This is a genomic window from Arthrobacter sorbitolis, from assembly GCF_054510995.1.
Window position 1 is genome coordinate 17,742 of sequence record NZ_JBTNDM010000018.1, and the last position, 25,401, is coordinate 43,142.

A 25,401-nucleotide genomic window follows, 5' to 3' on the forward strand; every position below is an offset into this window, starting at 1 on the left:
ATCACGCGAATCCCGCCAATGATGCTCAGACTCCCGAACAGAAGCACCAGCGCGAAGATCATTACCCCGACCAGCACGCACAACAACAGGGACCGCCTCATACGAGGAATCGCCCACCGCATTAGCGTTCCCAGCCATACGCCGTGCCGTCACCATCACCGCCGAACTCATACCCTGCGAAATGCCAAGCTCACGAAGACCACGATCGTCCGTTTTGTAGTTACTCGAACCCGGGAACTTACGAAACGCCATTAGGCCCTCACCAGCCCAACCTCGGAACCGTAGGGCCACTCAGAAGGGCGCCCGTCCACGGCCCAGTCACCGGCCATGCGGGCACCTTCCGGCACCCGCACACGATCAGCGGCACGAAACGCAAACCCCGGACCTCGATAAAGGACCGCAGTGCTATCGACCAAATCTGACCTGTCAACAGGCTCAGACGTCGCGCGAGGAGCAATCAGACACCCCGTAATGAGGATTTCCTCCACGGGCAACGGATTGCCCTTAATGTCGCGGCCCCCGCCACGAAGAACCGTCACGGACGTGAACCAGGACTTCGGGAAACGTCGCAGCAACCAGCCCGGCGGCGAATGATAATCACCGGGGAGGCTGTACACCATCCCGGCCATCAGGTGCCCTCAAAACTTTGCGGCACATAGTGGGGGGAGAACGGCGAAGTGGAAGGGAACATGTCAATGCTGAACGCGCCCCGGCTACTACCAGGAGCCGCAAGCAGCGCCAACTCGTCCGCCGTCACCGACAAAGTCCCAGGCTGGTCCCCGCCATAAGTGACAGAACCCGTGAATGGCCCCGTCCCCTCCTGACGCTGCCTTACGCCCTCCGGGTTCCGAAAAACCCGCTGAACCATCGCTGTGACAACGTCCTGCACATTCCCAAGCAGATCAGGCTCCACCACGGGCTCAACAGCGACACGCACCGCAAGCCCCGGAACCTTAGACCGAAGCATCCGCTCAGCCTTGCCGATCCAAACATCAACCTTCGCCGGATCGTCCGGAACATCCGAACCGACCCACGCGCTAATGACATCTGCGGCGGAAGTCCAAGCCATGACGCCTCCTAGTTGCGTGGTGGTCTACGCGTCCGCGATGCGGGCGTTTTAGGCTTATCCGAAGGCGCCTCGCCCTGCTCAACTGATTCCTCAGCCCAGCCCACGGCACGGTAGCGACTCTCAAGGTCTCCCTCAACAGTCACCACCGTGCCCGCGGTCGGATGAATCAAACGCGCCAAATTAGACGGCGTTCGCGTACTTCACGAAGGCGTCAACGTCGTTGATGAGGACGCCGTACTCAGCCTCAGCACGGATCGCGACCAGGTTGTGCTCCCACAGCGAAGTAAGAGTGCCACCGATGGTTACAGCGGTCTGGGTGGAAACGTCATACGTGATACCGCCGACAGAACCCCACACGAGCTGCGACCAGTCGCCACCGTAACCAACGATTCCCGCCTCGGTGCTGATGCCATCACCGAGGAACGCAGGGCGACCGATAAGACGGCCCGGCGTGATCACCGAAGTGGTGTCAGCGAGAGGAGTGTCGATGAACAGGGGGCGCCCGGAGGTGTCCGTCGATCCAAGGAACGTAGGCTCAACCACGGAATCGAATGCGAAACCGGAAAGCTTCTTCTTGTCGTCCGCGAGGAGCTTCAGGCCAGCAACAACATCACCGTAAGTCCCACCGTTAGCGGCGGTGGTAGTGCCAAGCTCAACCGACTTGGTCGTCTGGTCAATGTACGCGCCGAACGGGGTATTCGTACCGTGAAGAACGGCGGCGTCGAAAGCCTCAGCGAACGCAACCGCGATCTCATCCTTGAGGATTTCCATGTAGTTGCCCGGGTTCGCACGCACCACCTCAGCGGAAACGACCGAGATAGCGGCAATCTTGTGAGGCTTGAACGAACGCAGCCCAAGGCTGGTCTTCGTAGCAGGCTTCTGGCCGGCCTCCGCAACCCACGCAGCCGCAGCCTTGCCCGTTGAGAACGTGATCTCCTGCCCGTTGATGCCCAGGGGAACCTTACGGGCAAGCTGCATCACCGAAGAGTTGTAAGTGGCTTTCTTGAAGTAATCCTCAGCGGCATCGGGCCGGAGGAAGCCGGCGAACTCGCCGGTATTGGTGGCGTTAGTCTGCGCCATGTTGGTCTCCTAAAGAGCTATTTGATGTTGAGAGCGTTCTTTAGAGCGGCCTCGAGGCCGTCTCCGTTCAAAGCAAGATGCGGGCTATTACCCTCATCAGGAATGACAAACGAAGCCGCCTGCTGAGGCTGGCTCGTTGTCTGAATGAGTGACTTCACCTTCGCGGCGGACGCCTCAAGCGCCTCCGGGTCAGAACCGTGAACGAGGTCGTGGAACTCCGAAGGGATCCCATGCTTAGCGATAACAGCCAGCCGCTCCCTGTCCCGTTCCGCCGAAGCGGCACGTTCCTGGAACACAGCCAACTGCTCCTGAAGCTTCTGGGCTTCCGTCTTACTCGCCTCCTCAATGGATGCGAGCTTCGCGGCGGCGCTACTGTTTTCCTTCGCGCGCGCCTCCCACTTGCGGGCGGCAGCCTTCCAATCAGTCTCCTGTGCAGGGACATCGTGGGTATCGGCGGTCGTTGTCACGGCCTCAACGGCTTCTACTTCACTCATTGCTATTTCCTCTCCCATGCGGGAACGCCCATCAAATCTGTGCAGACTCTCAGGGAATGGATTTTCGTTTGATCGCCCATGCGGGCATATCGCCTAACCCCAAAGGGCAGGAAGTCTTAGTCAGCTATCCACGACAGGGAAGTTAGCGTCGAGATAGTCACGGATTCTTTCCCGGTGAACCTCACGCTGCTCAGGTGACATCCCCGCAGTGGTCTGGGACGCCACATACGCGTAAGCGGGAACCTCGGGCGCCCACTGATCCCACGAAGGGACCGCAGAACACTGGCAATGGTCATGCGCAGCAACTAGAGCCGTCTCACGCTTATAAACCCCGCCGCGGGCAGCGAGCATCTGGCAGAACCGACAACTGCCGGCCCTAACGTTGCGCTGCCACCCAACCGCCTGCTTATCCCGCGCCACCGAACCGATGATTGTCGCCCTATTGGGCTCCATCACCAACCTGTTCACCGCCCCGTCGAGGCGCGTCAACGCCGTCAACGCATCGGGCACAGGAGAAAGCAGTGGGCCGATCGCCCAGGACGCCACCGCCCGGAACTGCTCGGGCACATTCGGCGGGTCAGCCATCAACGCATTAAAAGAAGCGGCTGAAGGCGGAACGTCCCGCAGCATGTCGTAGAAATCGGCGGCAATCAGAGCCTCAGCGTTCCCATAAGCTGCCACCAGCTCGGGAAGGAACTCGCTCACGTTGTCGCGGGCCGCAAAGGGATCCCGCTCAACATCCAAGGAGCCCCAGAAGTCGGCTAAATCACTCTGCGCTAGAGCTACCAGAGACTGTGACTGCTCCCGGAACTCCGCTACCTGCGTCGCTGTTGCCATTAGTCACCGCCCGCCCTGTCGCCTGCCTCGCCGCAGCCACAAGCTGCGTCAACCTATCGCCAGCCTGAGCGCGCTTCTGATCAACCCGAAACCGAACAATCTGCTCCCGGGTCAAACCCGCGTACTCCATACCAACCTCAGAATTACCGAAGCCCTCAATGGAAGAAGACAGCTTCGAGAACGCATCAGCACGAGCAGACGGCGAAACAATCGCAGGATCAGTGAACTGAGCGGACAACGAACGCATCTCCACCGGCACCGAATCCAAGCCGTCCCTCAACCTCACGGCCAAATGCATCGCTTGAGCCGCGCCGAAGCCCCACATTGCGTTAGCGTCGCGAGTAGTCGTGATGAGGGTTTCCTTAGCCGCGAAAATCGCGTCAGCAGACGAAGGGTTCGACGAATCCGCGAACTTGACCTCAAGATCCTGGTCGTCTGCGAAGAGGTTCGCCCACATCCGAAGCTGATCCGTGTGTGGCTGTGGCGAGGCGCCCGTAAACCTTTGAAGCTCCGGCTTATCCTCGCCGTCCTCAATATCCATCGCTTTGATACGCCCCATAAGTGCGTTCCACTTATCGTCACCGACAAACGACGACACATCCGCGCCAAACAGGTAATACTCCGGAGCCGAATAGAACTCCGACGACACCTCAGCCCGTACGATCGTGCGCAGCGCCGAGTCCGAATACCCCATCGCGGCCCGCGTAATCCGTGAATGACCGAGCGGCCTATTCAGCTCAAACTTGTGTACCAGTGGGGACACGCTCACAACGCCAAGGGGATTGCGGCGGATGTCGGCACGCCAAGAACGAACACCCCTGGTCAGCGTCACCACCTTCTCGGGCGTGTGCATGATCATCTGCGTGATCTGCGCACCGTCCGCCTCCACCACCGAGAGGAAACCGCGCAGCGCCCTTCGGCGACGATCCCAGATGGCCGCAGAGGAGTCAGCGGCGCGGGCCAGAACAAGAACCTCAGGCTCCCCCGCCTGAACGTCACCCTGCGAGACAGTAAGGAACGAACAGCCATGAACCGCCGAAGAAACCGACGCGGCCGGGAACTCAACCTTAAAACGGTTATCCCAAAGGATCCCAGACAAGTCGAACGGGTCATCGCTGCCATCAGCAGAAACGAAGCCCTCAAACTTCGACCGATCCGTTACCGCATGGACACCCTTACTAATCCACCCAAGGGCCGAGTCAATACCCCGCATTTGAGGCGGTAGGGAAATGCCAAAATCCTTTAGCACAGCCTCGCCGTCGTAATACACCGACCGGACAATATTTCGGGGACGCTTAGCCTCCCAAACACGCACCAACTCGCCCAAAAGGGTAGCGTCCGAATGATCAAGCACCAATTCAGCACCAGAACCAATCACAGGATCACCACCTTTCGTTTCTCGGCGCCATCAGCGCGGGGTCTCTTAGCAAACTTCACAGCACCAAAATGTGCGCACGTCACAGACATAATCTGCGTTAGGTCGATCTCAAAGCCCTTGCGATTCCACTTCCACGCGCCACCCTCGCCAAACTTCTGCTTCACAGCACCAGCGAGAGACGCATCTAACGAATCCTGGCCGTAGTGACTCACTGTTTTGTCCTTCACCACCGCGTCATACAAGCCACCGCATGCCTGCGACAACTCGTTAGGTCCAAGAATGAACACCTTGCATTTCTTAGCCTTCAACGCTGCCTCAATAGACCTAATAGGCGAGTAAGCATCCATGATCACCGGGATCCGTCGCCCCGCACGCTGAAAAACCCACGCAACCAAAGCATCAGTCCCAGACTCAGTGAATGGCGTGTCCTCAGCGACCTCCACATGAATGCCGCCAGGAGACAGAACCGCGACCCCAACGGTCACCTTCGTCCGCTCAGGGTTCATATCCAACCCAAGCGAAACCAGTGGCCACTCCTCCGGCACTACATCCAACTTCAGTTCAGCCCAAGCTTCCGCAGGAATCGCTGCACCGTTCCGCTTGGGCTTAGGCCACATATTCAAGCGCTCACGGGCGAAAGAACGCGGCGAAAAGCGGAAATGTTCGCCCTCAACCGTCCGCTCCTTGATGCGGCCACCAAGAGCCGGATTAGCCTCGGCCCAATTCTTCCTGTTCGCCGTAAATGCACGAAGCTCGGCCTCGTCCATTGCATCAACGTCCCCATCGGCTGAATGCTCAACCCAGGCCGAACGCTTATCATCGCCGCTGACCGCAGCATTACGAACTCGCACGAAAGGCTCTCCGCGCTCGGACAAGTTCGCGGGCGGAGTGCCCATATAGATGATCACAGGGTCTCCAGACGGGGAAGCCGAGACGGTAGCCTCCAGCGCTTCCTGTTCGTCCTCTTCGTACTCCTGGGCCTCATCCACGACTAGGACGTCGAATGAGCTACCACGCCCAGCGCCCGAAGTGCGTGCGCCCAACTCGATCAAGCCCCCATTGTGGAGTTCGATCATTTCCTGACCGTTCGTTTTCCGAATCTCTTTGACCAAAGCATTCAGCTCAGGAAACTTCGCCTGTGGATCATCAACCTTGTTGCCGAAAAAATGCTGCAACCGCTTGAAAGCTTTACGTGCGCTCGGCAGTAGATGGGAAGTGTGCAGGAACTTCAGCCCGAGAGCGACCATTCCATACAACTCGACTATTTCTAGCCCGCCATTTTTGCCGTTCTGTCTCGGGGCAGATATGCCCCAGGTTGAAGCGCACCAAAGCCCCTGCTTGTCTTTCCGGAGCCACGACCGCACAACAGTCTCCTGCCAAGGATCCGCGTGAAGCCCGTACCCGGCTGCGAACTCAAGGGCAAGCTCCGCGTGCTTAGTGCTGTATCCTCGCGGCGATGGGGCAGTGTTGTAACGCGCATTCTGAGAACCACGAAGCACATGACACCACCTAGCCGTTTAGTTTTTGATTCAATCTCTGCAAAGGAGAAACGTTAGAAGGAAAGGGGACCACAGACTGAGGTTTCGCAGCCTCGCCCGGAGTGACAGACTTAAGCAATCCCGCCAGTGCCATAGCCTGCTGCCTTGCCTCCGCGAGAACACTCTGGAACTTGACCTCAACATTGACGGCTTTCACGCCGTCACCCGCCATCTCACTACTCAGCACCCGGAACTGCATTAGGTTCAAGACCCCCTTGCCCTGAATGATGCTGTCCAACTCATCCAACCTGTCCACAGTCCGCGCCGCTTCAAGCACCACAGAGTCACGAGCGGAATCACCCGTGGACATGTCATCCCACAGCATTTGACCCCGCTCACCAAGTCCGCACGGTGTCTGAATAGCCACAGAACGCCTCCTAAGCGTGGGGCCCCAAACTCGGGGGGAGATTTCTAGCAATGGCCGGAGGAGCGACTGGGCGGGCAGGGGAGGGGCATATGGCCTATTGCTTCACCACTCGCGAGAGGTGCGAAGCTGTTGGCTTGTGTTCCTCGGCTTAGGCGCAGCGCGGTTACCTTTGGACGTATTACAGAGGCGGCAGATTACTTCGACGTTGTCGATGTGGTCGCGGCCTCCATGTGAATGAGGCAAGATGTGGTCGACTTCGGCGCTTGTTGGGGTTCGGCTTACGTCGTAGTCCAGTCGCGTGTTGCAGTGCCGGCAATGGGTGATGCCTAATCGCTTGGCTTTGCGTATAGCTTGTTCACGCACACGCTTCCAGGTCGCTGTGCCTGTCCGAGATGAGGCCATTGTTAGGGCTCCATTCGTCAAGGGTCTTAGCGTTCTTGCTGGTGTTGCAGTGGTGGCAGGCTAGGGCTGCGTTGTCCCATGTGTGCGTGCCACCGCGGCTGATGGGCAGTACGTGTTCGAGTGTTGCCCTGTCTGGGGCGATGGTCCCACGCGGCCCACGGTTGAAGTCCATCTCAATACCGCAGTAGCAGCAGTTATCGCCGTGGATCTTCCTGAGTGCTAACACTGTGATGCCCCGCTCGGATGCGACGTCTTTGAGTCGTGCCCTGCGTAGGTGGGAGTGTTCGGTTGCTAACGCTATGCGCTTGTCTTTGTCTCGCTCGTACCTGGCGTTGTCGAGAGACCGCAGATGATCGGGCCTATCCTCACGACGTTGTGCCATATAAGCCCTGCGCTCATCGCCGGACTCTTCGTAGTAGCCCTTCATGAAGGCGTTACGACATGGCTTGCACTGAGCCCTTAGCCCATCAGGTGAACGGCTCTCCTTATGGAACTCTGATACCTGCTTGGGTTTGCTGCACCCCTTGCATATCCTCAGCCCATCATCAGTGGTCTGAACCTTGTGGTACTTGCCTTTGAAGGTGATAAGCGGGTCGCCATGTTTGCGCCATCTAGCCCAATGCAAATGGCAGTAGCCTTTAGCCGCATACTTTCTTTCGCATCCTGCTACTAGGCATGCGCGCGCTGGGGGTGTTAAGCTATTCATATCGAACTCCTAAACAGTTCGGTCACGCTCCCGGCTGTTGACGCAGCGCGGGAGTTCTATCGTTTGGCTATGCTGCTTCGACGTTCATGGCGTGCGTTGTGGGCACACTGAACGGCGTGTAGTCAGGCATGCTCAGTGGTGTCACGTGGTCCGCATAGTGGAGTCCGCGTAGGTAGATGCAGTAGTCGGCTAGGTCGAGCCTGCCAGCATGCGAGTATGGTGTGTCATCAACGAGGAAGCGTACGAACCAGGCGAACTTGAATTCCCCGAACTGGGCTAGGTAGGCGCCCAACTTGTCTTCGATGCGCGGGTCACCATCGAGTGCGGGATCCTTGCCGGCAGCGTGCGACGTGTATGCCTTCATCACACGACGGCGGAAGTCCGTGTAGCTGATAGCGCGTGCTGTTGCGATCAGATCGGCCATGACGAACCCCGGATCGTGTCAAACAACTATTGGCGTTGTTCCGCGTCTTTAGTTGTGGTGGGTAAGAGTGCCAGGTTTTTGCTTCCGGTATGCGAGGCGTGCTCCGGCTTGTTTCCCTCGATGTGGTGCTCTCGTGCAGGCGCAACCTCAGCGAGTGTGTGGTTGCCGGTCGAGCCCAGGAGGGAAGAATGTGGGGTGGCGCGTCTCTCGACATGGCCGGTGCGCGTAACCCAGCGCGGGAGATAGAGTGACCATTCCTTTCGGGTATGAATTTCCTATCTACAGCCCCGGCTACAACCGGGGCCCATCCATCCAGGCGGCAGCGAAATCAGCCCTTGTGGAAACTCAGAAGAAGGCAACAACAATGACGTTGCCCAGAATGACGCCAATAGGCATCACCAAAGCCCAAGCCCAATCGCGGAAGCTAAGATCCTTCACGGCGCACCGTCCTCGTCTTCGTCGTCCCCAACAGGCTCGTACTCGACGTCGATACCGAACTGCTCGAGCGCCGTATTACGCCCATCCTCAAGTCCGCGAGCATACGTACCGAGCTCGACCGTGTTAGCTTCTTCGTTGATCAGTCGGGCCTTAGCCTCAAGGACTGTGCAGAGTGCTGTGTAGAGTCTCACGCCGCCTCCTAGAGAACTTCGTAGTGGCTGAACTTGCGGTCGTTGTGGGCCCCGATGAGGAACGTTGTGGTGCCGCGTGTGCTGAACTTCCCGGTGCTGTCCGTGAAGGACTTGGAGCCGGGGTCGTTCGTGGTGCACTGGATGCGGTGGTACGGCCCATAGTCGGTCAGTGACGCCGTGTGTCGGTGCGCTGTGGCCCATAGCTCGGTGTCGAAACCGTTCTGCCTTTTGAGCCAGGACGACTGTTTGGTGAGCCATGTTTCTTCGTTGCCGCCGATCTTGTGACCGTGTGCCATTGCGACGTTCACCCCGGAGAAAGTTCCGGTCGTGATCATCTCGTCGCGTGGAACGAGCCAGGCAATGTGATCGAGGTCTGGGTGGAGGTTGCAGACGGTGCGGAGTGTGTCTGCGATAAACCCGGTGGAGTTGTCCGAGTCGTCGGTGAAGCTCTTGCCGCCGATGCGGTTCCACTGTCCGTGGTTGCAGAGGCAGGCCGCGTAGGTGAGTTTCGGTGCGAGCGGCGCAAGGGTCTTGATGCCCTGCATGTTCAGTTCGATCGCGAGGTTGAGTTGGTCCCTGGTGTTCAGGTCGGCACTGTAGGTCTGCGAGGTGTAGTGCCCTGCAACGGCTTCAGTGTGGTCGCCCATGTTCGCGATCAGGATGCGCTCAATGTTGTAGCCCTGATTGCGGAGACCGCTAATACGGTCCGCGGTATCGGCGAATGACTTGAGAACGCGGGCTGTTGTGCCCTTCGTCCCATCACCCTCACCCTTGCCGAGCTGCCAATCAGCCCAACCAACGAAGAACGTCAACGGGGCACTGCTGGGCGTCGGATAAGCCGGCGCACTAGCGGACCAACCGCGCACGTCGGCGATCAGGTCGGAAAGCTCGAGAGCGCCAACCGTCTTCCGTGTGAACTTCGCCCGATACGAATACAGGTTCGCGACATCACGATCACCTGACTCGGTGCGCTTCGACTGCTGCCACGTAGACATCCGCACCGTGTCATCGACGATGGTGAACGTTGCCGGGTCGAGGTTGAATCGCTCGAACACGCCCGACCAGTCAGTCAGCGGCTCAGACGTCTGCACGTCGAAGAACTCGCCACCCTCAGAGGTGACATCGCAACGCCCCGTAAGCTCAGGCTCGCCCGGCTCAACAGCCGCTAGGAGCCCCACTAGGCAGCCACCGAACAGACGCACTCAGAACGTCTGTGATCCTTGACCATCGTGGCAGACGTGCGGAACCCAAGATCCCGAAGCGACTTCGCAACCTGGTTGGCGCTGACCTCGCCGTTAGTCCACCGTCGGATGATTGCAGCATCCGCGGCGTCGAAGCCAGGGACTGCCTGCAATCCTTCGATCGCTCTCTGATAGCTACATGTAGCCAAACTCGTAGGCGCAACAAGCACGCTCATATCAGTTCCCCTATCGCTGATCGGGTGGTGAAAAGGTGAGTGGTGGTCCGACTCGCACGGAGACAGGAGCTACGACGTGCTCAGCCGCAGGAGCAGCGAACAACGAGGCCAGCGCCGGACCACCACATCTTTGCCCACAGAGAAGGGCCCCTCACTTGGAGGGGCCCTTGCATGTGGAAGTTTTCTGATCTACTTATTGCGCGATCATAAGTACACTATAGCCTAATAGTGCAGTCTGAGTGCGGTTTTTGCGCATAATACTATAACGAACTGGTAACGATCAGCTCATTTTGACTCTTCTGCGAGCTGCCATAGCCTCCGCAGTGTCATAAATGTCGCTCAGCCGATATGTCGGATGCCCACCGGACTCCCCTACCGCGGCGAACTTCTCAAGCTGGATCCAGTTCTTGATGCTCTTTACCGGCACCTTGAGTCCCATCGCAGCGAGTGCCCTTGATGCTTCGGGTGGCCGACAAAGTATGTTCCAGGCAGCACTGACCTTTGATCCCTTGAACTCTTCGACGATCGTCGTTTCGCCGCACACCTTGCAGTGGTGTTCGTATTCGCCCTTGATGGGGTTCATGGGTTCGCCGCAGTCTTCGGTGGGGCATTTGCCGAGGTGGAACCGTTCGGGCTTGGCGTCGATGATGCGGATGCCCTTTGCGTAGGACCGCTCGAGCCTCTTGTGGAGCTGCGGGCCGTGCGGATTGAGTGCGGCCCATGCCGCGCTTTCGATGGTCCCTACGAGATAGCCGAGTTCTTGTGCGCAGAGGCTGGCTGAGTAGTTGACGGCTTGTGGTGCGGTGGTGCTGACACTCTTGGATTCGATGTTGCCAGAAGATCCGATCTTGTCGAGCCTTGCCGCTGTGGTGTGCAGTTCGCTTAGCAGCCAGGGGACTCTAGCGAGCGTCTTCCCCATGTCCGTCTCGCATACGTTGCAGAGGTAGTTTTCGGTGGTCCGTGAGCACTGGCATTCCCTCATGGGCCTACTTCCGTGGTTCGTCGATGTTGAGTCGGAGCGAGAGGGCAGTATCAGTGATCAAGCGGGCCTACTCCTTTCGCCGGTATCCGGCATCCCATATGATCTGAGCGAGTTGACTTCGGTAGCCCTCGTCGGAGTTGTCCCAGATGATTTGTTTCAGTTCTTCGAGTTGGTAGTGATCGTCCATTAGCAGCATCCGATTTGTTCGAGGTTTTGGATGGTGAGTGCGAGTGCGATGAGTGTTGCGGCGCCGGTTGCGATGCCGGCGAGGAAGATGAGCGCCCGTTCCTGATCCCGGCTCATGCTGCATCCGTTTCTGGTTGTAATCCGGTTTTCAACTGGTATCCGAGTGCGGTGAGTGCTTTGTGTGCGGAGGCTGTGAGGACGTATTCGGTGGGCCCGTCGTCGTAGTTGAGGTTGACTACGGTGACCATCGCCCGCCTCACAGTTCGGCTTCCTTCGCGGCGTATCCTGCTTCGAATCCCCGGTCGAACGCGCCCCGCCAACCGGTTACGAACTGTTGGCGGTTGCGGGCGTATTGGTGGGCTTCGTGGAGTGTGCGCACAGTCCAGGCTGGGGCGCGGAGAATGTCACGAAGGCTTCTCATGGCTTCTCCTGGGCTGCTTCGAGTGCGTTGCAGAGGTCGCGGATGAGTTGCCCGTCATACGATTCCTCAGCAACAGCACGCGCCCACACAATCTGCTCCGGGCTCATGCTGCATCCTTTCCGTACAGGTAGCCGTTCAACTGCTCAACCCGGATCAGGTTCAGATGCTCCCCCAAAACCTCGTGCACAACCCGTAGCTGCTCATCAAACACCGGGTAACACACACCCTCACGCTGCATCCGAAGTACTTTCGCGATCTGCAACAAAACCTGCGACCTACTAGCATCAAGTGACATAGCCGGCTCCCTTGTGGTTGTTCGCTAACACCCTTAGTTTACCCTGCAATGTGCAGTTTTCCTACGGGTTTAGGGAAGAAGCTTGATCAGTTTAGTGAAGTCTTCGAGCGTCAAGATGACCCATTGGTCCTGTGGCTTCGTTGTCCCGCGACGTTTCGCAATGATGGCGCCAATGAACGCGCCGGCGTTAAGTGCTTCAACCTTTGCCTCACGCATCCACGCTGGCAGGTCGAGCTTCCCGCCGTAGTCTTTGACCTCGAAGGCGAGCTGGTGCGGCCCGATATGCACGCCCCCAATGTCCCCCGTGTCCAGGTTCCCGCGCTTCACACGCCGGTCAGCGAACGGGAAACCCTGCCCCTTGAACCAATCCGCGATCAGGCGCTCAAAACTGCTACCGGCCTGCTTCGCTGTTGCACGCGACCTACTCATGACTGCTCCTTGTGCTCGTGGTAGTAGCGTCTCGACCTTGCGCGCCCACACTCACGGCACTTCTTCTTGCCGTTGTCGAGGATCAGGTTGTAGCCCTCGTAGGCATGGCCCTGAGGGCAGTGAGTAACCGCGGGTCGCGGTGGTGATTTCGGGCGTTCAGCGTTCCTCTTCTGGCCTCGCAAGCGTTCTTTTGCCTGGTGCTCTGGGGTCTTCCGCAGGTTCCTCTGGTGTTCATTGCGGCATTCCCGGCAACGTCTGTACCCGTTATTGAAAACCAGGTTGTCCCCCGAGTACGGGTGACCTTTCGGGCAGTTGGGCTTTGCGTGCTCTGAGTCCCATTTGCGGTGACAAGACCGGCACCTTGGGTCGTAGAAGCTGGGGTCGTCCGAGTAAACTAGTCCAGCTTCGTCCGTCATCTCTTTTGGATCGGGTTGAGCGTGGTTATAGGCCCAGTCGTAAGCCGAGCCGCCGCATGCCACGCAGTCATACTCTGATGCTTTCCCCCTAGCGGCCTGCACTCTTTGGTGGGCGGCAATGTATGCGTATTTGGCGGTCATGCGGCAACCTCTTCTGAGGTTGCCGCGGCGAGCATGTCCCGGAGTGCCGCTGCTGCTTGCTGCGGGACAACCCCGTTACCTGCTGCTTTCAGTGCGTCCGCTCGGCTGATGCCGGGCACGTCGACGATCCAACCTTTAGGCATGCCCATCATCCATTCCGCGAATCGCGCGCTGAGCCGGTGTCCGCCATCGCGTCCTGTCGGCTCGGTAGGGGCAGGGGAACATCTTCCCAAGACTGATTCCCAACGTTGGATGGCGGGCTCGTACTCACCCCAGTCCTGCGGTGTTCGAGGTGCCCGTGTTGAAGCATCACCTGCGTTGACAAGAAGGTTGCCCGTTCCACCGGCCGGCCCGAGGTGGTTGGCGTGCCCATCATTCCGTCGCTTGCTTTCGGAGTTGGGAGCAGGGAGACGACGGTTCGCAGGTTGTCCCCGCCGGCCTTCCTGGGCCCGCTGCCTGGCCCGGTTGATTCCGAGGTAGTCACGGTAGGTAGCAAGGATGAATACCCGGAAACGTCCGTGCGGGGCTCCCACGTCGGCAGCTCGTAGGCCACGCCATTGGCAGTCATACCCGAGGTCGGAAAGGTCTCCGAGTACACGTCCGAGGGCCCGAAGATGGGGGTCTCCGTCCGCTCCCATACGTCCCTCTTCGAGTTCCATTTCGCTATAGGCTCCGGCACTGTAGGCCCCTCTCACGTTTTCCCAGACGACGTACTTTGGTTTGATGGTTGCGATGCCTTCTCGCATGGATTCCCAGAGGTTTGACCTAGTGCCGTTGGTCATGCCACGTCGTTTGCCGGCGAGGCTGAGGTCTTGGCAGGGTGATCCGCCGCTGAAGATGTCGACGGGCTCGACGCTTGCCCAGTCGATTTTGGTTACGTCGCCGTAGTTTGGGACTCCCGGCCAACGGTGCGCGAGGATCCGTGATGGCGCTGCTTCGAACTCACTGAACCATGCGGTCTCAGCGCCGAACACTTCCTCAACAGCCAGTCCGAGCCCGCCATAGCCCGCGAACAGCTCCCCTAGTTTGAGTTTCATGCAATCAGCCCTCGTGCTCGTAGGTCGGCTTTACGGTCTTCTGCGCCTTGCTTCTTGAGCCGGTCCCACTCTTCGGGGTTGCGGGCTCTGTACGTTTCAGGGTTCTTGACGATGTGTAGCTTTGCTTCAAGCGCCCTGGTGGTGGCGTCTTTGGATACGCGGTAGGTGAGTGCTCGTTTGTAGATGGTGCCGGGTGTTGCGGTGAGGTGTTCGTTGGCACGGTAGTGCTCGAGGACGGCGAGTTTGGCGTCTCCGGGGGTGATGGTTCGCATGCTGTATGCCCATGTTTCGACGGAGGCTTCGTTGAGCATGACGCGGGGGTCGACTTGGTTGATCCATGTGAGCATTGCGACGACTTCGCGGTTGTCCATTTAGGCCTCCAACTGGAACTGTGTGGGGTTTTGGGCGTCGAGTTTGGCGAGTAGTGCCGCGCCTTTCGCGAGGCCGCGTGCTGAGTGGTCGAGGTGAACGACGTTCTGCCCGCGCTGACGCTCGTTGATCATCCGGGTCTTGAGGGTGTCGAACTTCTCTCGGAGCTTTGACATGGAAAGGATGTTTCCCTGCCAGAACTCGTCGGCCTGTGACCAGTCGATGACTTGGCGGATCTGGTCTGGGGTGTATCCGTCGATGCGGATGAGACGGTCTGCTGCTTGCTTCCATCGGGTGCCGATGGTCCCTGGCTTGTTGCCGTTGCGTGTGATGTGGGCTGCGAGGTGCTGGCAGAGAGATTCAACTTCAGGGGAGAACCCGGGGGCTTCCTGGTCGGACGCGTCAGCGTCCGACGAAGAGGTCTTTGGGTTTGTCTTATCTATATCTCTATCTACATCTATATCTGCTAGAGGTTTGCTAGGCGTTTGCTTAGCATCGTGGCTAGCACTTGCTAGGTTCTCTGCTTTGGCTTTGCCACCTAGCTTGCCAGCCGCGATCCGCTTGTTTCTGCGGATCTCTACGTCTTCGGCTGATTCTTGGTGCTCTAGGTAGTCGTGCATTTCGTAGCCCGTACCGGCTGCCACCACGAAGCCTGCTGTGATGAGTTCTTTGCGGGTTTTTGCTGAGAAAAGCCTTGAAAACTGCGCGTTTGTGAGCTTGCCGTCGTTGAGGTTCCGGGAGCAGTAGCACCAGGCTTCGATGAGCTGGCGGAAGGCTTTGTCGCTGAGTTCGATGGTTTTGTGGTGTTCGGGGAATCCGTTGTGCAGCTTAAAGAAGAGGCGTGCGCTACTCATGGGCGGCCTGCTTTGGCTTCGTGAAGGGCGAGGATGTGGTGGACGCCTACGTGTGAGAGCCCGATTTCCTTGCCGATGTCGCGGAGGCTCGCTTTTTGCTTGCGGCGTTCGACGACGTACTGTTCGCGGATCTGCCGGCGCAGGAGTTCTGCGGAAGCAATTTCTTGTTCGAGTTGCGCGATGTGCTGGAGTGGGTTAATCTCGTTCTTAGAGACCGACATAGGGATATGTTCCGTTCTATATGAGGGCCTAGCTGCTACCAACAGCTAGGCCCTCTTCTTTGTTGTGCGTAACTAAAGTTTACCGCGTGATGTGCAGTATCCTTCCGGTTTTAATGAAGTATAAGGTAACGATTCGGTTACTTTGGCTTGTGGTCATGCCGCCATGTCGTATGATTCGCTGCGCATCGACCGGGATGCTTTCTCGGCCTTCCAGGAGTCTTCGGCCCTGAGGATGATTGCCATGCGTACGGCCCCGATTCCTGCTGGCTGGGGGCGCTGGGCCTGGATGCGCTCAAGTTCCCGCCGGGCTTCCTCCCCGCCGGTTTCCTCAACCTCTCGCCTGATCGCTTTGTCGAGGCGGTGCTGTGCCATCCGCTTCTGGGACATGAGGCGCCGGAGTTTGAGGTCGAGGAGCTGTTTCGTTTCGTCCTCGAGGAGCCGCAGGTTTTCGGCGTGCATGCGTTCTACTGCTTCGGCCTGGGCGTCGACTTCTGCTTGGAGTCGCCGGATGCGTTCGATCTGGGCCGGCGTGTATTGCTTCGGCTGTTTGTGCACGTAGCCCGCCATGGTTATGCGACTTTGGGGAAGTGCATGTCGAGGAGGGTTGGGTTGGCGCCGAACCAGTGGACGGGTTGCGTTTCGGTGTCTACGACGGTGACGGGGACTGCTTTGTAGCCGAGCCCGGTGATGTATTTGAGTGCGTCTGCGTCTTTGGTGACGTCGACGATGGTGTAGTCGATGCCTTTGCGGTTCATGAAGCGTTTTGCTGCGGTGCATTGGACGCAGGGGTCTTTGGAGTAGAGGGTTACTGCGGGCTGGTTCATCGGTTGTCTCCGTTGCCTTCGATGCGGTTGCGTGCGGCGCGGTCTGCGAGTTTGTTGAGGTTGTGTTGGGCGATGGTTTCGAGGTTGGTGTCGAGTTGGCGGGCGATGAGTGCGACGTTCCAGAGGATGTCGCCGAGTTCCGCTTTGGCCTTGTCGCGTTCTTCTGGGCTGAGGTTGCGGGCCCTACCGTTGCGGGCTGCTTTGGCGAAGATGGCTGAGAACTCGCCTACTTCTTCGGGGAGTGACGAGAGCAGGTAATCGAATCCGGTGTCGATGGGGAACACGGCAGTTCGTGCGGCCTCATTCCCGTAGGTGTTCAGTTCCATCAGGTGTTGCTCCTGGTTTGTTTGTTGTCTAGATAGGCTAGGTAGGCGAGGGTGACGCGGGCGCAGTAGTCGCCGTCCACGTCACCCTCAGCCGGCGTGTCAGTCAGTCGAGCCACCCGTCGCGTCGTGCGGGTAGCACGCAATCAACGCAGAAGTTGCTGACGGTGCTGTGGGTGTTGCGTTGGACGCCGCATCGCCCGCAGATGGGCTGGTTTTTTGGTGTGTCCCGGTATGGCTTGGACCGTCCCATGACCATCAGAAAGGGACCGACTGGTCGTTGCCGTTGCCCCAGCCCTGTGCGGCTGGCTGCTGTGACTGCCAGCCAGCGGGTGCGCCCTGAGGGATCGTGTTTGGCTGCCCCTGCGGAGACTGCCACTGTGCGCCGCCCTGCTGGGACTGGTTGGACGGCTGGCCCTTCTCCAACTTCCGGACCGTCCTAGCGTTAAGGACGGGCTTCGACTTCTTCTCGCCGTCCTTCTCCCACGACTGGGTTTCGATGCGTCCCTGCACGTACACCTGGTCGCCCTTGCCCAGTGTTTCGGCGAGCCGTTCGGCTGCCTGCTCCCAGACCTGCGCGTCGACGTAGAACGTTTTCGCGGTCTCCCACTTCGATGTCTGCTCGTTGTACTTGGAGTCGTTGAACGCGAGGCGGATGTTGAGGATCGCGGTGCCGGAGTTCGTGTACTTGAGTTCGGGGTCAGCGGTGATGCCGGCGATGTCGTTGATGGTGGGGATAGCCATGGTGGTTAGACCGTCTTTCGTATGGGTTCGTTGCTGTGCGAGGTGAGGTGGACTTGTTTGCATGCCGCGCACCTGTACGTGTCGATGTGGTTGACGCGTTTGCCGGTGGTGCGTTTCATGCGGTCCATTTGTCGGCGGGCTACTTTGCGTGCGGCGACGATGGACGGGAACGGGTCTTTCACGCAGCTCATGCGACTGCCTCAGGGGTTGCGGCGCTGTCTTCGCGTACTGCGGCGAGGATCTTCTGCGCGTCCTCTGCGGTGACCTTGTTCGGGTGGTCCCAGGTGGCGCCGATGACCTGGCCTGCCGTGGCGAGCATCGCGGGCCCGTCGCCCTCATACCCCGCAGCGGTAAGCGCGTTCTTGATGGCCTGCCACTGCGCGATCCACGGCTCGGTTGCGGGTTCGGCGAGGACATCCACCTTGTGCTGCTTGACCTTCTTCTGACTGATACGCACGGGGACAGTGAAGGGCTTTTCGACGTGTGACATGGCGACGACTTCGACCCCGCCGACTGGTTCGCCTGCGTAGATCACTTCGGGGTTGTTGACGAGTTTCACGGACCGGCCAACCCATGCGTCGGCTTCGACACCCCACGCCGATGCGATGACCCGGAGCATGCCCTTGGACGGCTTCCATGGGCGCCCCTTCATGCCGGCGAGGTCGACGATGACGGGCTTGGCTGCGTCTCCTGGTCGTACTGCTTCGATGGTTGCGACGATGGGCGCGCCTGTCAGGTCGCTGGCATTAATTTGGTCGCTCTTGGCTACTAGGGCTTTTGAGATGTCCATTAGAAGGTGAACTCCAGTTCTGGGAAGTGGTTGATGCGGTCGGTGAGGGGTAGGCCCTGTCGCCGTTCGTCGTAGGTTGCGATGATGTTGCTGATGGCGCTCTCTGCCCATTCGGTAGCCCGGAGGATGGCGTCGAACCATGCCGGTTCGGGATGGACTCTGATCGGCAGGAGCGGCATGCCGCCGCAGTAGGAGACGTAATCGCACCAGTCGCGGCCCGAGACGAGGAGCCCCGTCTGAACTTGCGCCATGTTCGCGGCTGGCACCCGGCCTTCGAGGATGGTCCGGAGGTGGATGCGCTGGTTCCTGGACTTGATCTCGATAAGCCCGTCGTCATTCACTAGACCGTCGGGGCTGTACCCGAGGGTGTAGCCGTCGTATTGGCGGAGCATGAAGCCGACTTCTTTGACGGGTGTGCCTACGTGGTCGGCGTAGGCGAATCGGGCGTATGGCTCGTCAAGCTGGCCGCGCTCCATCGACTTCGAGGTGGGCGACTCTTCGACATATCCGGTGATGCGTTCGGCGGCGAGGTTGAGGATGAGCGCCCGGCTGGTGTCGTTATCCGCGACAGTGAACACGGGAGGCAGTGCACTTGCCCGCTCGGTCCGCTCTTTATGGATGGTCTTGATGGGCGTTGGTTCTTTGCGTGCTGTGCTGACGCAAGGATCACCCTTCCCCACGTAGCAGTTCGGGCAGCCAATGGTGAGCGGGTCGGGTGCGCCTTTGGTGATGAGCTGTCCGACGACACTGGCGGTGACGATGCCGCAGCGGTGGGAGAGCCATTCGTCGGAGCCTTGTTCGAGGGTTTCGAACACGCGCACACCAACCGGGTAAGGGTGGAACGCCGCCTCTGCCTTGGCGCTCACTTGGCGGCCTCTTCCAGTTCGATGATCCGGTCAATGGCTCGTTGAGCAAACGGGCCGAGTACGGGATACTTCAGTTTCACGTCATCCCATTGCTCGTCTGTGAGTTCGGCGGCGATCTCGTCCCGGCGGGCTTTGCGCTTCGCCTCGGAGATCTCAGCATTTTTGGACTGAAGGTACTCGGCCATGGAGATGTGATGCCGAGCCCGGTTCAGGTGCCAATCGGGGTCGCTTGCCGGAGCGTGAGGGCTATCTCGGTAGAAGGCCGACTCGAAGGTGCCTTCAACCGTTTCGGTCTTCGCATAGCCTTCATGCGGCCCCTCTGACGCTCTTGGCAGATCTCTTCGGGGAATGATCACAAACCAATCGAGGAGCACTTCGGCAAGCCCCGACGGCCCAAGCTGCGACCACCCTTTGACTACTTCTTCGACAGTTTCGCTGATGTTCTGGCTCATGCGGCGCTCCTGAGTGTGTGGTGGGTTCCGTTGAAGAGTGCTGACGTATCGGCGTCGGTGATGATGCCGTAGCGATTGGGGAGTAGTGCGTTGAACGCTTCGGTGAGGTTGCGGGTGATGTCTGCGTGGTAGACCTGTGCGAGTCCGGGCTGCCATGGCTGCTCGTAGAAGTCGGCGATCTCACTGGGGGTGGTGTCGTCTGCGTTGACGTAGCCCTTGTAGTGGTCGATGGCTTCTTCGAGGACGTATTCCTGGACGGTGGCGTGCAACTGGCCGGAGAGTTGTACGGCGAGGTAGTGGTAGCCGTCGGTTTCGGGCCAGTCGTGGTAGCCGGCGCGGATGAAGTCGCTGACGAGCTGGATGGCCTTCTGCTTGTCGGGGGCGTGGGTTGCGAGTTCCAGGTTCACGAGCGGGCCTTCTTCCAGGAGAACGGGGTTGCCATGATCGTTATGACGAGGGCTAGGAGAATGAAGCTGTCCGGGATCATGCGGCCCGCCTGTCGATGTCGTTGTGGGTGAAGAGTTTGTTGCGTCGCGCTATTGCTGCTGCGGCGGCTTCCTCGATTGAGTCGAAAGAACCCACGTAATAGTCGGGGCCTCTGCCTCCGGCAACGGCCCGGTACTTGCCGGTCCCCTTCTCCGTGAGGACTCCGCGAACTCCAGTGCTGCTGTTTCGGTTGGCGCCCAGACGGTTCTCGTTGTTCTGCTTCGCTGTCAGGAGGCGAAGGTGGGAGTCGTTCACACATGCCCGGTTGTGGCAGAGGTGGTCAACCATCAGCCCCTTGGGGATTGGCCCATTGGCCAGCTCGTAGGACATGCGGTGCGCGGTGACCATTGGCTCGTCTCCTCGGCGGAACTTGCCGTAGCCGTTCTTCTGGACGTATCCGGTCCAGTTCCAGCAGGTGTCGGTCTTTTCGACCTTTTCCCAAAATCGTTCTTCTAGTGGTCGGTATGTCATGATGGTGTTGCTCCTCGATCGTGGTTGTTTGCTGGAGCGATAGGGCCCCGGGTAACTGGGGCCCTTTTTCATGCCCTTTTGCGTCGGCGTGGTCGTGGTTCTTTGTGTCCGAGGTCTTCGATGCGTTTTACGTCGTCTGGTCTGAAGCGGATGAATCGTTCGCCGCCTGACCAGTGGGGCCAGTCGCCTTGTCGTACGTGTCGGCGGACTGTGGCGGGGCTGCAACTCAAATGTCTGGCGAGGTCCGCGACGGTGAACAACGGTTCAGTCATCGAGGGTTTCCGTGATGATCTGGTAGATGCGCTCGTGGGCTACCGGCTGCTGTCTGGTCTCAGTGAGGATGGCTTCGAGTGCGGCTACCAGCTTCGGCGCGTCTTCGTGTGCGAGCTTGTCGGCGTTGCGCATCCCGAAGTTGTAGGTCTTGCAGTCCGCCACTCGGGCTTTGATGTCGTCGAGGCTCATGCTGCGTTGGCTTCCTGTACCCGGCTGAACATCCCGGTGTAGTTCTGGATTTGCTGGAAGAAGGCTTCTTTGGCGTCCCAGTCGGCTGCTGCCTCCGAGATGCTGATGTTGTGGCGTCGTGCGTTCAAGCGGATTTCGGTGTCCCTGGTTGTCATGGCAGGTCTTCCTTGTTGATGTGGCGGAGTTTGTGAAGCCGGTCGTACTCGTCGCATCTTTGGTCTACGAGTTCGAGGCGAAGTTTCTTGCCGGCAGCCCATGCGGCTTCCATTTGCTCGATGAGTTTCACTGGTGGTGCCGGTCGAGGAGTCGGGCTTTCAGGTCGTGGATCTGGGTTGCTGGGCATTCCGGATCCCTAACGAGAAGGGCGAGATTGACGGCCATCCTTATGCATGTGCAGTGAGTTGCAGGGCTCATGCTGCGTCCCTCGAATCAAACTGCTCGATGATCTTTGCCGCGGCCTGGTCGTAGGAGTCGAGCCGGCGCTGCAACTGCACGAGATGGCGGGCGAGCTGGAACATCAGTACGGGATCGCTTGAGTTCTGCGCGTACTTTCGGAAGCGCTCAATGAGTTCGGCGTCCATGGTCACACCAGCTCAAGTGCGGGCTGGTAGGAGAAGCGAATCTCGCGGGGGTCGCACTCAAGGGCGGTGGCAATGCGTCGCAGCGTTTCCGGGGTCATTGGTCGGTGTCCACTTTCCGCGGAGCCGACTGTCGAACGGCTAACCCCTGCACGGATGGACAACTCTTCCTGGCTCATCACGCCGGGCTTCCCGTGGCGCATGTTGTAGATCTCCCGTTTGTCCGCAACGGTGCGGCCTTCGGTGAGTGCCTGGTTCCATACACGGTTCGGGTGAGGGGGTCTGCCGCCTCGGTTCTTGGTGAGCATCTTCATTCTCCTGCTTGGTGGTTGTTCGCTATGACTGAAACGGTAGCGTAACAACTGTGCGGTTGTCTACCCTCGTAGCAAGTAACTTCCCAAAATCCGCGTACTCACCTGCGTAACAACTGGGTAGGTTGTCACGGATACCGAGGGTTGTTACAACTTATTCGCGTGCCAGTGAAGCGGTTGCGAACTAGTTGTTACCAAACTTTTTCGGGAGACTGAGGGCATGACAACGAAACGGGAAGCGATCAAGCATTTGGGCCGGCTGATCAGTCAGGGCCTGCAAGACAGAGGGATCACGCAGGAGATGGCTGCCGAGCGTTTGGGCACGTCAAGGCGCTCGGTGAGTAATTGGGCTGCGGGTGATGCGTGGCCGAATGCGACGACGCGGGGGCAGCTCGAGCAGTTACTGGGTTGGCAGGAGCGGTCGTTGCAGGAGGCTCTTGCTGCGGCTCTTGGTGATCACGGGTTGCCGTTGAACACGTTCACTGACGCTTATATGCGGGGTGATGGTGGGGGTGAGACGTGGCCGCAGGCTACGACGGAGGCCCTGGTGTCTGAGCTGTTGCGTCGGTATCACCGGCAGGAGGATCGGATCACTCAGTTGAACCGTGAGCTGGCGTTGGCTCGTGAGGAGGCCCTATCCCAGCCGGATTATGGTTTGGCGGCGCATGCTCCTGAGCCGTCGACTCTTGCTCGTCGTCGTGCGGAGTCTGAGGGCGCTTCGGAGTCAGCTTAACTGCACACAAACCGTAGACACACTGCGCACACGCGGGTAGAATTAGGGGTATGACAGACATGATCGAAGTAGTCAAAGCAGCCCTTAAGGAGTCGATGTTCGACCGTGGCATCCGAGTGTACGAGTGGCCCGACGACGAAGCGGCAGCCTACCGAGACAACGGAGGCTTCAGTGAAGGGACAGAGGCCGCAGAGGAAATCCGGTTCACGAAGGCAGCAAAGGCAGTTCTCGAAGCGTTGGAGGGTGGGGCGGCATGAACGGCATAGACCGTTGGGCTATAGCTACTCTGTCGATCATGCCCCTCGGTTTTACGGTCGTGCTGATCGTCGCTTGCCTGATCTTGGAGGGTGGGGCGGCATGAAGTGGTTGCGGGAATTGAAGTGCAGGATGGGTCGACACCGGCTGGTCTCGTATATCCAGGGGTACGAACGTCCGTGGGCTGAGTGCTATCAGTCGGACCACTGCCGCGGTCGGGCACACAAGGTGGAGGGTGGGGCGACGTGAAGTGTGAGAAGCATCAATTTTGGCGTCTCAGTTGGACCATGACCGGGTCGACTTTCATAAACTGCACCCGGTGCCACGCCTCCGTTTTCCTCTGCCATCAACGACAACTCATACACAAGGGAAGGAAGCCCTGATGCCTCGCGTTGAGGCCCGCGAGGGCAAAACGGGCACGTCGCGCGAAGTCGTCCAGGTGTGAAGTTTTTGGCCCCTTCTCGCGGGGAACCTGGACACCCTTAACCGGTCAATGGTCCTCTTTTTGGTGGTTACTGGCGAGTATGGGTGTGGTTGCTCAGTCTTCTAGTCTTAGGACACGCCGCACAGATGTAGACACGCCGCACTTTGGCCCCAACTGTCACAGACAAGAGCTACCTTGAGGGTCCGTTGGGGAACGGTTACACGAGGGGGCTGGTCTCTATGTTTGATCCTTGGTCTGAGGTTGGCAGGTACCCGGAGGTTCGGGTGTACGTGCAGCGGTTGGATGACAGTGTTGTGGGGTTGACTGATGGGGTGTCTCGTATTTGGTTGGATGACAGGCTGACCCAGGTGGAGCGCAGGTGCACGTTGACTCACGAGTGGCGTCATGTGATGTTGGGGCATATTGGCCGGCAGCCTCTCAACGTTGAGATGGCTGTCTGTCAGTGGGCGGCGAGGCGGCTGATCAGTATGGAGGATTTGGCGCGTGTGATGCCCTGGTCTGATGACTTGTATGAGTTGGCTGCGGAACTCTGGGTGACGCCGCAGACGTTGCGGGACAGGTTGCATGGGATGACGGGCCCCGAGTACCAGCTACTCACCTCCTGGGAACTCATGCGGGCAGCTTAGGAACTTTAGGTTGGTTTAGGCGTTTTGGCTAAAGGGCCCGCACCGTCCGCGGGGCCCTACATCAAAACCGTAGACATACTGCACACACGCGGGTAGAATTGGGGCATGACTACCACGACGAAGAACGATTAGATGGGCAGGGCAATACGGCTGCGAGCCGGGAACATCGAGACCGCCAAACGCACCTACCAGCGAGACAGCCGTAAGGTCACTCTCATTGGCGTCACACACATAGCTGATGCCCAATTCTGGGACGCACTCAATTACTGCATCGACGGGTTGGGGTGCGAGGTTCACTTCGAGGGAATTGGAAAGCCGAAGGGCGAATCATCGCTAGGCGCCTATGGGGAACTCGCCGACTTCCTCAAGCTGCTTGATCAGCCCCGGGGCCTCAACTACGAAAAGCATTGGAAGCGGACAGACCTAACCTGGGACGAACTCTCCGAAGCCCTTGGTGCGAAAAAACTAGAGCGGATGGAACGCAGCGCCACTAAGGGGTGGGATGCGCTGACTGACGCTAAGGAGGCTGGCGTTTCCTGGCGTACCGCACGGCGGGCCCTCGTTCTCATCCTCGGCTTGATGCCCACCGTCCCGAACAAGGTCCTACTCGACCAACGAAACGATGTAGCAGTGAAGCATATCGAGGAAGCAGGCGCAGATGTGTGCGCGGTGTGGGGCGCTGGGCACCTCTCCGGCATCGGCAACAAGCTGCGGGCTAACGGTTGGACGCTAACGTCGGAGGTATGGGATGTCGCCATCACCGGGGCCCCAGAGTCGACACATAAGGCAACCAAGATGCTCAAACCGATCGGGCGTGGGGCGGCATGAGCGAGGATGTGTTCGTGACAGACACACGCGCCGCTGAGCTTAAGTATCGATACGTGGAGCTCGTCGAACGATGTGACCAGCAAGCCGCGAACCTTGCCGAGAGCCAATCAGAAATGAACAGGGCGGCTCGCGAACTCACCACCTACCTCACCTCATTGAAAATCGGCGACGCATGAGCGAACTGGAGATAGAGGCCTCGCTGATTCACCTCGTGCGCAAGGCGGGCGGGATCATCAAGATCCAACGCGATGACCTGTTGAACGTGATCGTGGACGAATCGCTGCAACTAGAGATGATGCTCGATGACTTCGGGGCCTTAATTCTTACACTTGAGCGCAACCCGTTAGTGTGAACTTTGGTTCCCCTTCCCACGGGGAAGCCAGGGGTGTCCGACCTTCCCAATGGGAAGGTTTTCTGCACGTTAGATCACACTAAATGCGCTTAGGATCGTACGTTTGTGAAAGTTCCTTGCGGTTATTGGGAAGGGGGATAGGTTCAAATCTCCCCGTCTCCGC

General features: G+C 58.9%; 38 protein-coding genes. 5 read left to right on the forward strand and 33 right to left on the reverse strand.

The features are described from left to right. Positions 1-628: 628 nt before the first annotated feature. The 33 genes from ACX80K_RS17110 to ACX80K_RS17270 form a co-directional block, all read right to left on the reverse strand. A complete protein-coding gene (locus tag ACX80K_RS17110) occupies positions 629-1,069 on the reverse strand; it encodes a hypothetical protein (protein WP_459273107.1) in 441 nt (146 codons plus the stop codon). A 180-nt stretch (positions 1,070-1,249) separates the two neighbouring features. After that, on the reverse strand, positions 1,250-2,149 hold the full coding sequence (locus ACX80K_RS17115) for a phage major capsid protein (protein WP_459273108.1): 900 nt from the start codon (positions 2,147-2,149) through the stop codon (positions 1,250-1,252). Positions 2,150-2,166: 17 nt separating this feature from the next. Further along, positions 2,167-2,643 (reverse strand): capsid assembly scaffolding protein Gp46 family protein, encoded by a 477-nt coding sequence (locus ACX80K_RS17120; protein ID WP_459273109.1) that lies wholly within the window; start codon positions 2,641-2,643, stop codon positions 2,167-2,169. Between the two features lie 120 nt (positions 2,644-2,763). Then, the gene (locus tag ACX80K_RS17125; protein ID WP_459273110.1) at positions 2,764-3,480 is read right to left on the reverse strand and encodes a VG15 protein; all 717 of its coding nucleotides are present in this window, start codon (positions 3,478-3,480) and stop codon (positions 2,764-2,766) included. Beyond that, a complete protein-coding gene (locus ACX80K_RS17130; RefSeq protein WP_459273111.1) occupies positions 3,410-4,858 on the reverse strand; it encodes a phage portal protein in 1,449 nt (482 codons plus the stop codon). Before ACX80K_RS17130 ends, ACX80K_RS17125 begins: the two co-directional genes overlap by 71 nt. Next, positions 4,855-6,105, reverse strand: a complete 1,251-nt coding sequence (locus ACX80K_RS17135; protein ID WP_459273112.1) for a hypothetical protein — start codon at positions 6,103-6,105, stop codon at positions 4,855-4,857. Before ACX80K_RS17135 ends, ACX80K_RS17130 begins: the two co-directional genes overlap by 4 nt. A gap of 262 nt (positions 6,106-6,367) precedes the next feature. Beyond that, positions 6,368-6,763, reverse strand: a complete 396-nt coding sequence (locus ACX80K_RS17140; protein WP_459273113.1) for a hypothetical protein — start codon at positions 6,761-6,763, stop codon at positions 6,368-6,370. A 102-nt stretch (positions 6,764-6,865) separates the two neighbouring features. Beyond that, complete coding sequence (locus ACX80K_RS17145; protein WP_459273114.1) at positions 6,866-7,165, reverse strand: HNH endonuclease; 300 nt, start codon at positions 7,163-7,165, stop codon at positions 6,866-6,868. Further along, positions 7,119-7,871, reverse strand: coding sequence for an HNH endonuclease (locus ACX80K_RS17150; protein ID WP_459273115.1), 753 nt, complete (start codon positions 7,869-7,871; stop codon positions 7,119-7,121). Before ACX80K_RS17150 ends, ACX80K_RS17145 begins: the two co-directional genes overlap by 47 nt. 67 nt (positions 7,872-7,938) lie before the next feature. Then, positions 7,939-8,295 (reverse strand): hypothetical protein, encoded by a 357-nt coding sequence (locus ACX80K_RS17155; RefSeq protein WP_459273116.1) that lies wholly within the window; start codon positions 8,293-8,295, stop codon positions 7,939-7,941. Positions 8,296-8,729: 434 nt separating this feature from the next. Then, positions 8,730-8,924, reverse strand: a complete 195-nt coding sequence (locus ACX80K_RS17160) for a hypothetical protein (protein WP_459273117.1) — start codon at positions 8,922-8,924, stop codon at positions 8,730-8,732. Positions 8,925-8,932: 8 nt separating this feature from the next. Then, positions 8,933-10,126, reverse strand: a complete 1,194-nt coding sequence (locus ACX80K_RS17165) for a hypothetical protein (protein WP_459273118.1) — start codon at positions 10,124-10,126, stop codon at positions 8,933-8,935. A gap of 495 nt (positions 10,127-10,621) precedes the next feature. Next, positions 10,622-11,260, reverse strand: coding sequence for a hypothetical protein (locus ACX80K_RS17170; RefSeq protein ID WP_459273119.1), 639 nt, complete (start codon positions 11,258-11,260; stop codon positions 10,622-10,624). A gap of 773 nt (positions 11,261-12,033) precedes the next feature. Continuing rightward, positions 12,034-12,225, reverse strand: coding sequence for a hypothetical protein (locus tag ACX80K_RS17175; RefSeq protein ID WP_459273120.1), 192 nt, complete (start codon positions 12,223-12,225; stop codon positions 12,034-12,036). Positions 12,226-12,294: 69 nt separating this feature from the next. After that, positions 12,295-12,654: a hypothetical protein gene (locus ACX80K_RS17180; RefSeq protein WP_459273121.1), complete on the reverse strand. Its 360-nt coding sequence runs from the start codon at positions 12,652-12,654 to the stop codon at positions 12,295-12,297. A 553-nt stretch (positions 12,655-13,207) separates the two neighbouring features. Continuing rightward, positions 13,208-14,248: a DNA cytosine methyltransferase gene (locus ACX80K_RS17185; RefSeq protein ID WP_459273122.1), complete on the reverse strand. Its 1,041-nt coding sequence runs from the start codon at positions 14,246-14,248 to the stop codon at positions 13,208-13,210. Continuing rightward, a complete protein-coding gene (locus tag ACX80K_RS17190; protein WP_459273123.1) occupies positions 14,245-14,619 on the reverse strand; it encodes a hypothetical protein in 375 nt (124 codons plus the stop codon). Before ACX80K_RS17190 ends, ACX80K_RS17185 begins: the two co-directional genes overlap by 4 nt. Further along, on the reverse strand, positions 14,620-15,471 hold the full coding sequence (locus ACX80K_RS17195; RefSeq protein ID WP_459273124.1) for a hypothetical protein: 852 nt from the start codon (positions 15,469-15,471) through the stop codon (positions 14,620-14,622). Next, entirely contained in the window at positions 15,468-15,692 is a 225-nt protein-coding gene (locus tag ACX80K_RS17200; protein WP_459273125.1) for a hypothetical protein, read from the reverse strand. The genes ACX80K_RS17195 and ACX80K_RS17200 overlap by 4 nt, the downstream gene beginning before the upstream one ends. A gap of 153 nt (positions 15,693-15,845) precedes the next feature. Next, entirely contained in the window at positions 15,846-16,259 is a 414-nt protein-coding gene (locus ACX80K_RS17205; protein WP_459273126.1) for a hypothetical protein, read from the reverse strand. Positions 16,260-16,261: 2 nt separating this feature from the next. Continuing rightward, complete coding sequence (locus ACX80K_RS17210) at positions 16,262-16,516, reverse strand: glutaredoxin family protein (RefSeq protein WP_459273127.1); 255 nt, start codon at positions 16,514-16,516, stop codon at positions 16,262-16,264. Further along, positions 16,513-16,842 carry a MazG nucleotide pyrophosphohydrolase domain-containing protein gene (locus ACX80K_RS17215; RefSeq protein WP_459273128.1) on the reverse strand — a complete coding sequence of 110 codons (330 nt, stop codon included), beginning with the start codon at positions 16,840-16,842 and terminating at the stop codon, positions 16,513-16,515. Before ACX80K_RS17215 ends, ACX80K_RS17210 begins: the two co-directional genes overlap by 4 nt. 255 nt (positions 16,843-17,097) lie before the next feature. After that, entirely contained in the window at positions 17,098-17,583 is a 486-nt protein-coding gene (locus ACX80K_RS17220) for a single-stranded DNA-binding protein (protein WP_459273129.1), read from the reverse strand. A 187-nt stretch (positions 17,584-17,770) separates the two neighbouring features. Continuing rightward, positions 17,771-18,373 carry a hypothetical protein gene (locus ACX80K_RS17225; protein WP_459273131.1) on the reverse strand — a complete coding sequence of 201 codons (603 nt, stop codon included), beginning with the start codon at positions 18,371-18,373 and terminating at the stop codon, positions 17,771-17,773. Beyond that, positions 18,373-19,239, reverse strand: coding sequence for a lambda exonuclease family protein (locus tag ACX80K_RS17230; RefSeq protein ID WP_459273132.1), 867 nt, complete (start codon positions 19,237-19,239; stop codon positions 18,373-18,375). The genes ACX80K_RS17225 and ACX80K_RS17230 overlap by 1 nt, the downstream gene beginning before the upstream one ends. Beyond that, the gene (locus ACX80K_RS17235; protein WP_459273133.1) at positions 19,236-19,691 is read right to left on the reverse strand and encodes a hypothetical protein; all 456 of its coding nucleotides are present in this window, start codon (positions 19,689-19,691) and stop codon (positions 19,236-19,238) included. Before ACX80K_RS17235 ends, ACX80K_RS17230 begins: the two co-directional genes overlap by 4 nt. Then, a complete protein-coding gene (locus ACX80K_RS17240) occupies positions 19,688-20,098 on the reverse strand; it encodes a hypothetical protein (RefSeq protein WP_459273134.1) in 411 nt (136 codons plus the stop codon). Before ACX80K_RS17240 ends, ACX80K_RS17235 begins: the two co-directional genes overlap by 4 nt. A 76-nt stretch (positions 20,099-20,174) precedes the next feature. Beyond that, positions 20,175-20,648, reverse strand: coding sequence for an HNH endonuclease signature motif containing protein (locus tag ACX80K_RS17245; protein ID WP_459273135.1), 474 nt, complete (start codon positions 20,646-20,648; stop codon positions 20,175-20,177). 68 nt (positions 20,649-20,716) lie between these two features. Beyond that, on the reverse strand, positions 20,717-20,920 hold the full coding sequence (locus ACX80K_RS17250) for a helix-turn-helix domain-containing protein (protein WP_459273136.1): 204 nt from the start codon (positions 20,918-20,920) through the stop codon (positions 20,717-20,719). Then, complete coding sequence (locus tag ACX80K_RS17255) at positions 20,913-21,110, reverse strand: hypothetical protein (protein ID WP_459273137.1); 198 nt, start codon at positions 21,108-21,110, stop codon at positions 20,913-20,915. The genes ACX80K_RS17250 and ACX80K_RS17255 overlap by 8 nt, the downstream gene beginning before the upstream one ends. Then, positions 21,107-21,265: a hypothetical protein gene (locus ACX80K_RS17260; protein WP_459273138.1), complete on the reverse strand. Its 159-nt coding sequence runs from the start codon at positions 21,263-21,265 to the stop codon at positions 21,107-21,109. The genes ACX80K_RS17255 and ACX80K_RS17260 overlap by 4 nt, the downstream gene beginning before the upstream one ends. Before the next feature lie 255 nt (positions 21,266-21,520). Next, positions 21,521-21,691: a hypothetical protein gene (locus ACX80K_RS17265; protein WP_459273139.1), complete on the reverse strand. Its 171-nt coding sequence runs from the start codon at positions 21,689-21,691 to the stop codon at positions 21,521-21,523. A gap of 2 nt (positions 21,692-21,693) precedes the next feature. Beyond that, positions 21,694-21,996, reverse strand: coding sequence for a helix-turn-helix domain-containing protein (locus tag ACX80K_RS17270; RefSeq protein ID WP_459273140.1), 303 nt, complete (start codon positions 21,994-21,996; stop codon positions 21,694-21,696). Between the two features lie 223 nt (positions 21,997-22,219). Here ACX80K_RS17270 and ACX80K_RS17275 point away from each other — a divergent pair, with 223 nt between their 5' ends. From ACX80K_RS17275 to ACX80K_RS17295, 5 genes are all read left to right on the forward strand, one after another. After that, positions 22,220-22,732 carry a helix-turn-helix domain-containing protein gene (locus ACX80K_RS17275; protein ID WP_459273141.1) on the forward strand — a complete coding sequence of 171 codons (513 nt, stop codon included), beginning with the start codon at positions 22,220-22,222 and terminating at the stop codon, positions 22,730-22,732. 50 nt (positions 22,733-22,782) lie between these two features. Continuing rightward, positions 22,783-22,989, forward strand: coding sequence for a hypothetical protein (locus tag ACX80K_RS17280; protein ID WP_459273143.1), 207 nt, complete (start codon positions 22,783-22,785; stop codon positions 22,987-22,989). 1,201 nt (positions 22,990-24,190) lie between these two features. After that, a complete protein-coding gene (locus tag ACX80K_RS17285; protein ID WP_459273144.1) occupies positions 24,191-24,886 on the forward strand; it encodes a TraB/GumN family protein in 696 nt (231 codons plus the stop codon). Positions 24,887-24,900: 14 nt separating this feature from the next. Beyond that, entirely contained in the window at positions 24,901-25,062 is a 162-nt protein-coding gene (locus tag ACX80K_RS17290) for a hypothetical protein (protein WP_459273145.1), read from the forward strand. Beyond that, positions 25,059-25,238: a hypothetical protein gene (locus ACX80K_RS17295; protein WP_459273146.1), complete on the forward strand. Its 180-nt coding sequence runs from the start codon at positions 25,059-25,061 to the stop codon at positions 25,236-25,238. The genes ACX80K_RS17290 and ACX80K_RS17295 overlap by 4 nt, the downstream gene beginning before the upstream one ends. Positions 25,239-25,401 lie beyond the last annotated feature (163 nt).

Bases quoted from the DNA above. Each gene is read 5' to 3' on its own strand.
- ACX80K_RS17260 (WP_459273138.1), bottom strand. From the start codon at position 21,265: ATGACAACCAGGGACACCGAAATCCGCTTGAACGCACGACGCCACAAC.
- ACX80K_RS17175 (WP_459273120.1), bottom strand. From the start codon at position 12,225: ATGTCACTTGATGCTAGTAGGTCGCAGGTTTTGTTGCAGATCGCGAAA.
- ACX80K_RS17295 (WP_459273146.1), top strand. From the start codon at position 25,059: ATGAGCGAACTGGAGATAGAGGCCTCGCTGATTCACCTCGTGCGCAAG.
- ACX80K_RS17275 (WP_459273141.1), top strand. From the start codon at position 22,220: ATGACAACGAAACGGGAAGCGATCAAGCATTTGGGCCGGCTGATCAGT.
- ACX80K_RS17270 (WP_459273140.1), bottom strand. From the start codon at position 21,996: ATGCTCACCAAGAACCGAGGCGGCAGACCCCCTCACCCGAACCGTGTA.
- ACX80K_RS17215 (WP_459273128.1), bottom strand. From the start codon at position 16,842: ATGGAACTGAACACCTACGGGAATGAGGCCGCACGAACTGCCGTGTTC.
- ACX80K_RS17255 (WP_459273137.1), bottom strand. From the start codon at position 21,110: ATGAGCCTCGACGACATCAAAGCCCGAGTGGCGGACTGCAAGACCTAC.
- ACX80K_RS17125 (WP_459273110.1), bottom strand. From the start codon at position 3,480: ATGGCAACAGCGACGCAGGTAGCGGAGTTCCGGGAGCAGTCACAGTCT.
- ACX80K_RS17145 (WP_459273114.1), bottom strand. From the start codon at position 7,165: ATGGCCTCATCTCGGACAGGCACAGCGACCTGGAAGCGTGTGCGTGAA.
- ACX80K_RS17155 (WP_459273116.1), bottom strand. From the start codon at position 8,295: ATGGCCGATCTGATCGCAACAGCACGCGCTATCAGCTACACGGACTTC.
- ACX80K_RS17210 (WP_459273127.1), bottom strand. From the start codon at position 16,516: ATGAACCAGCCCGCAGTAACCCTCTACTCCAAAGACCCCTGCGTCCAA.
- ACX80K_RS17285 (WP_459273144.1), top strand. From the start codon at position 24,191: ATGGGCAGGGCAATACGGCTGCGAGCCGGGAACATCGAGACCGCCAAA.
- ACX80K_RS17250 (WP_459273136.1), bottom strand. From the start codon at position 20,920: ATGACTGAACCGTTGTTCACCGTCGCGGACCTCGCCAGACATTTGAGT.
- ACX80K_RS17180 (WP_459273121.1), bottom strand. From the start codon at position 12,654: ATGAGTAGGTCGCGTGCAACAGCGAAGCAGGCCGGTAGCAGTTTTGAG.
- ACX80K_RS17150 (WP_459273115.1), bottom strand. From the start codon at position 7,871: ATGAATAGCTTAACACCCCCAGCGCGCGCATGCCTAGTAGCAGGATGC.
- ACX80K_RS17115 (WP_459273108.1), bottom strand. From the start codon at position 2,149: ATGGCGCAGACTAACGCCACCAATACCGGCGAGTTCGCCGGCTTCCTC.
- ACX80K_RS17205 (WP_459273126.1), bottom strand. From the start codon at position 16,259: ATGGCGGGCTACGTGCACAAACAGCCGAAGCAATACACGCCGGCCCAG.
- ACX80K_RS17120 (WP_459273109.1), bottom strand. From the start codon at position 2,643: ATGAGTGAAGTAGAAGCCGTTGAGGCCGTGACAACGACCGCCGATACC.
- ACX80K_RS17185 (WP_459273122.1), bottom strand. From the start codon at position 14,248: ATGAAACTCAAACTAGGGGAGCTGTTCGCGGGCTATGGCGGGCTCGGA.
- ACX80K_RS17220 (WP_459273129.1), bottom strand. From the start codon at position 17,583: ATGGCTATCCCCACCATCAACGACATCGCCGGCATCACCGCTGACCCC.
- ACX80K_RS17235 (WP_459273133.1), bottom strand. From the start codon at position 19,691: ATGAGCCAGAACATCAGCGAAACTGTCGAAGAAGTAGTCAAAGGGTGG.
- ACX80K_RS17225 (WP_459273131.1), bottom strand. From the start codon at position 18,373: ATGGACATCTCAAAAGCCCTAGTAGCCAAGAGCGACCAAATTAATGCC.
- ACX80K_RS17135 (WP_459273112.1), bottom strand. From the start codon at position 6,105: ATGGTCGCTCTCGGGCTGAAGTTCCTGCACACTTCCCATCTACTGCCG.
- ACX80K_RS17195 (WP_459273124.1), bottom strand. From the start codon at position 15,471: ATGAGTAGCGCACGCCTCTTCTTTAAGCTGCACAACGGATTCCCCGAA.
- ACX80K_RS17265 (WP_459273139.1), bottom strand. From the start codon at position 21,691: ATGGACGCCGAACTCATTGAGCGCTTCCGAAAGTACGCGCAGAACTCA.
- ACX80K_RS17200 (WP_459273125.1), bottom strand. From the start codon at position 15,692: ATGTCGGTCTCTAAGAACGAGATTAACCCACTCCAGCACATCGCGCAA.
- ACX80K_RS17170 (WP_459273119.1), bottom strand. From the start codon at position 11,260: ATGGGGAAGACGCTCGCTAGAGTCCCCTGGCTGCTAAGCGAACTGCAC.
- ACX80K_RS17280 (WP_459273143.1), top strand. From the start codon at position 22,783: ATGACAGACATGATCGAAGTAGTCAAAGCAGCCCTTAAGGAGTCGATG.
- ACX80K_RS17110 (WP_459273107.1), bottom strand. From the start codon at position 1,069: ATGGCTTGGACTTCCGCCGCAGATGTCATTAGCGCGTGGGTCGGTTCG.
- ACX80K_RS17245 (WP_459273135.1), bottom strand. From the start codon at position 20,648: ATGACATACCGACCACTAGAAGAACGATTTTGGGAAAAGGTCGAAAAG.
- ACX80K_RS17190 (WP_459273123.1), bottom strand. From the start codon at position 14,619: ATGGACAACCGCGAAGTCGTCGCAATGCTCACATGGATCAACCAAGTC.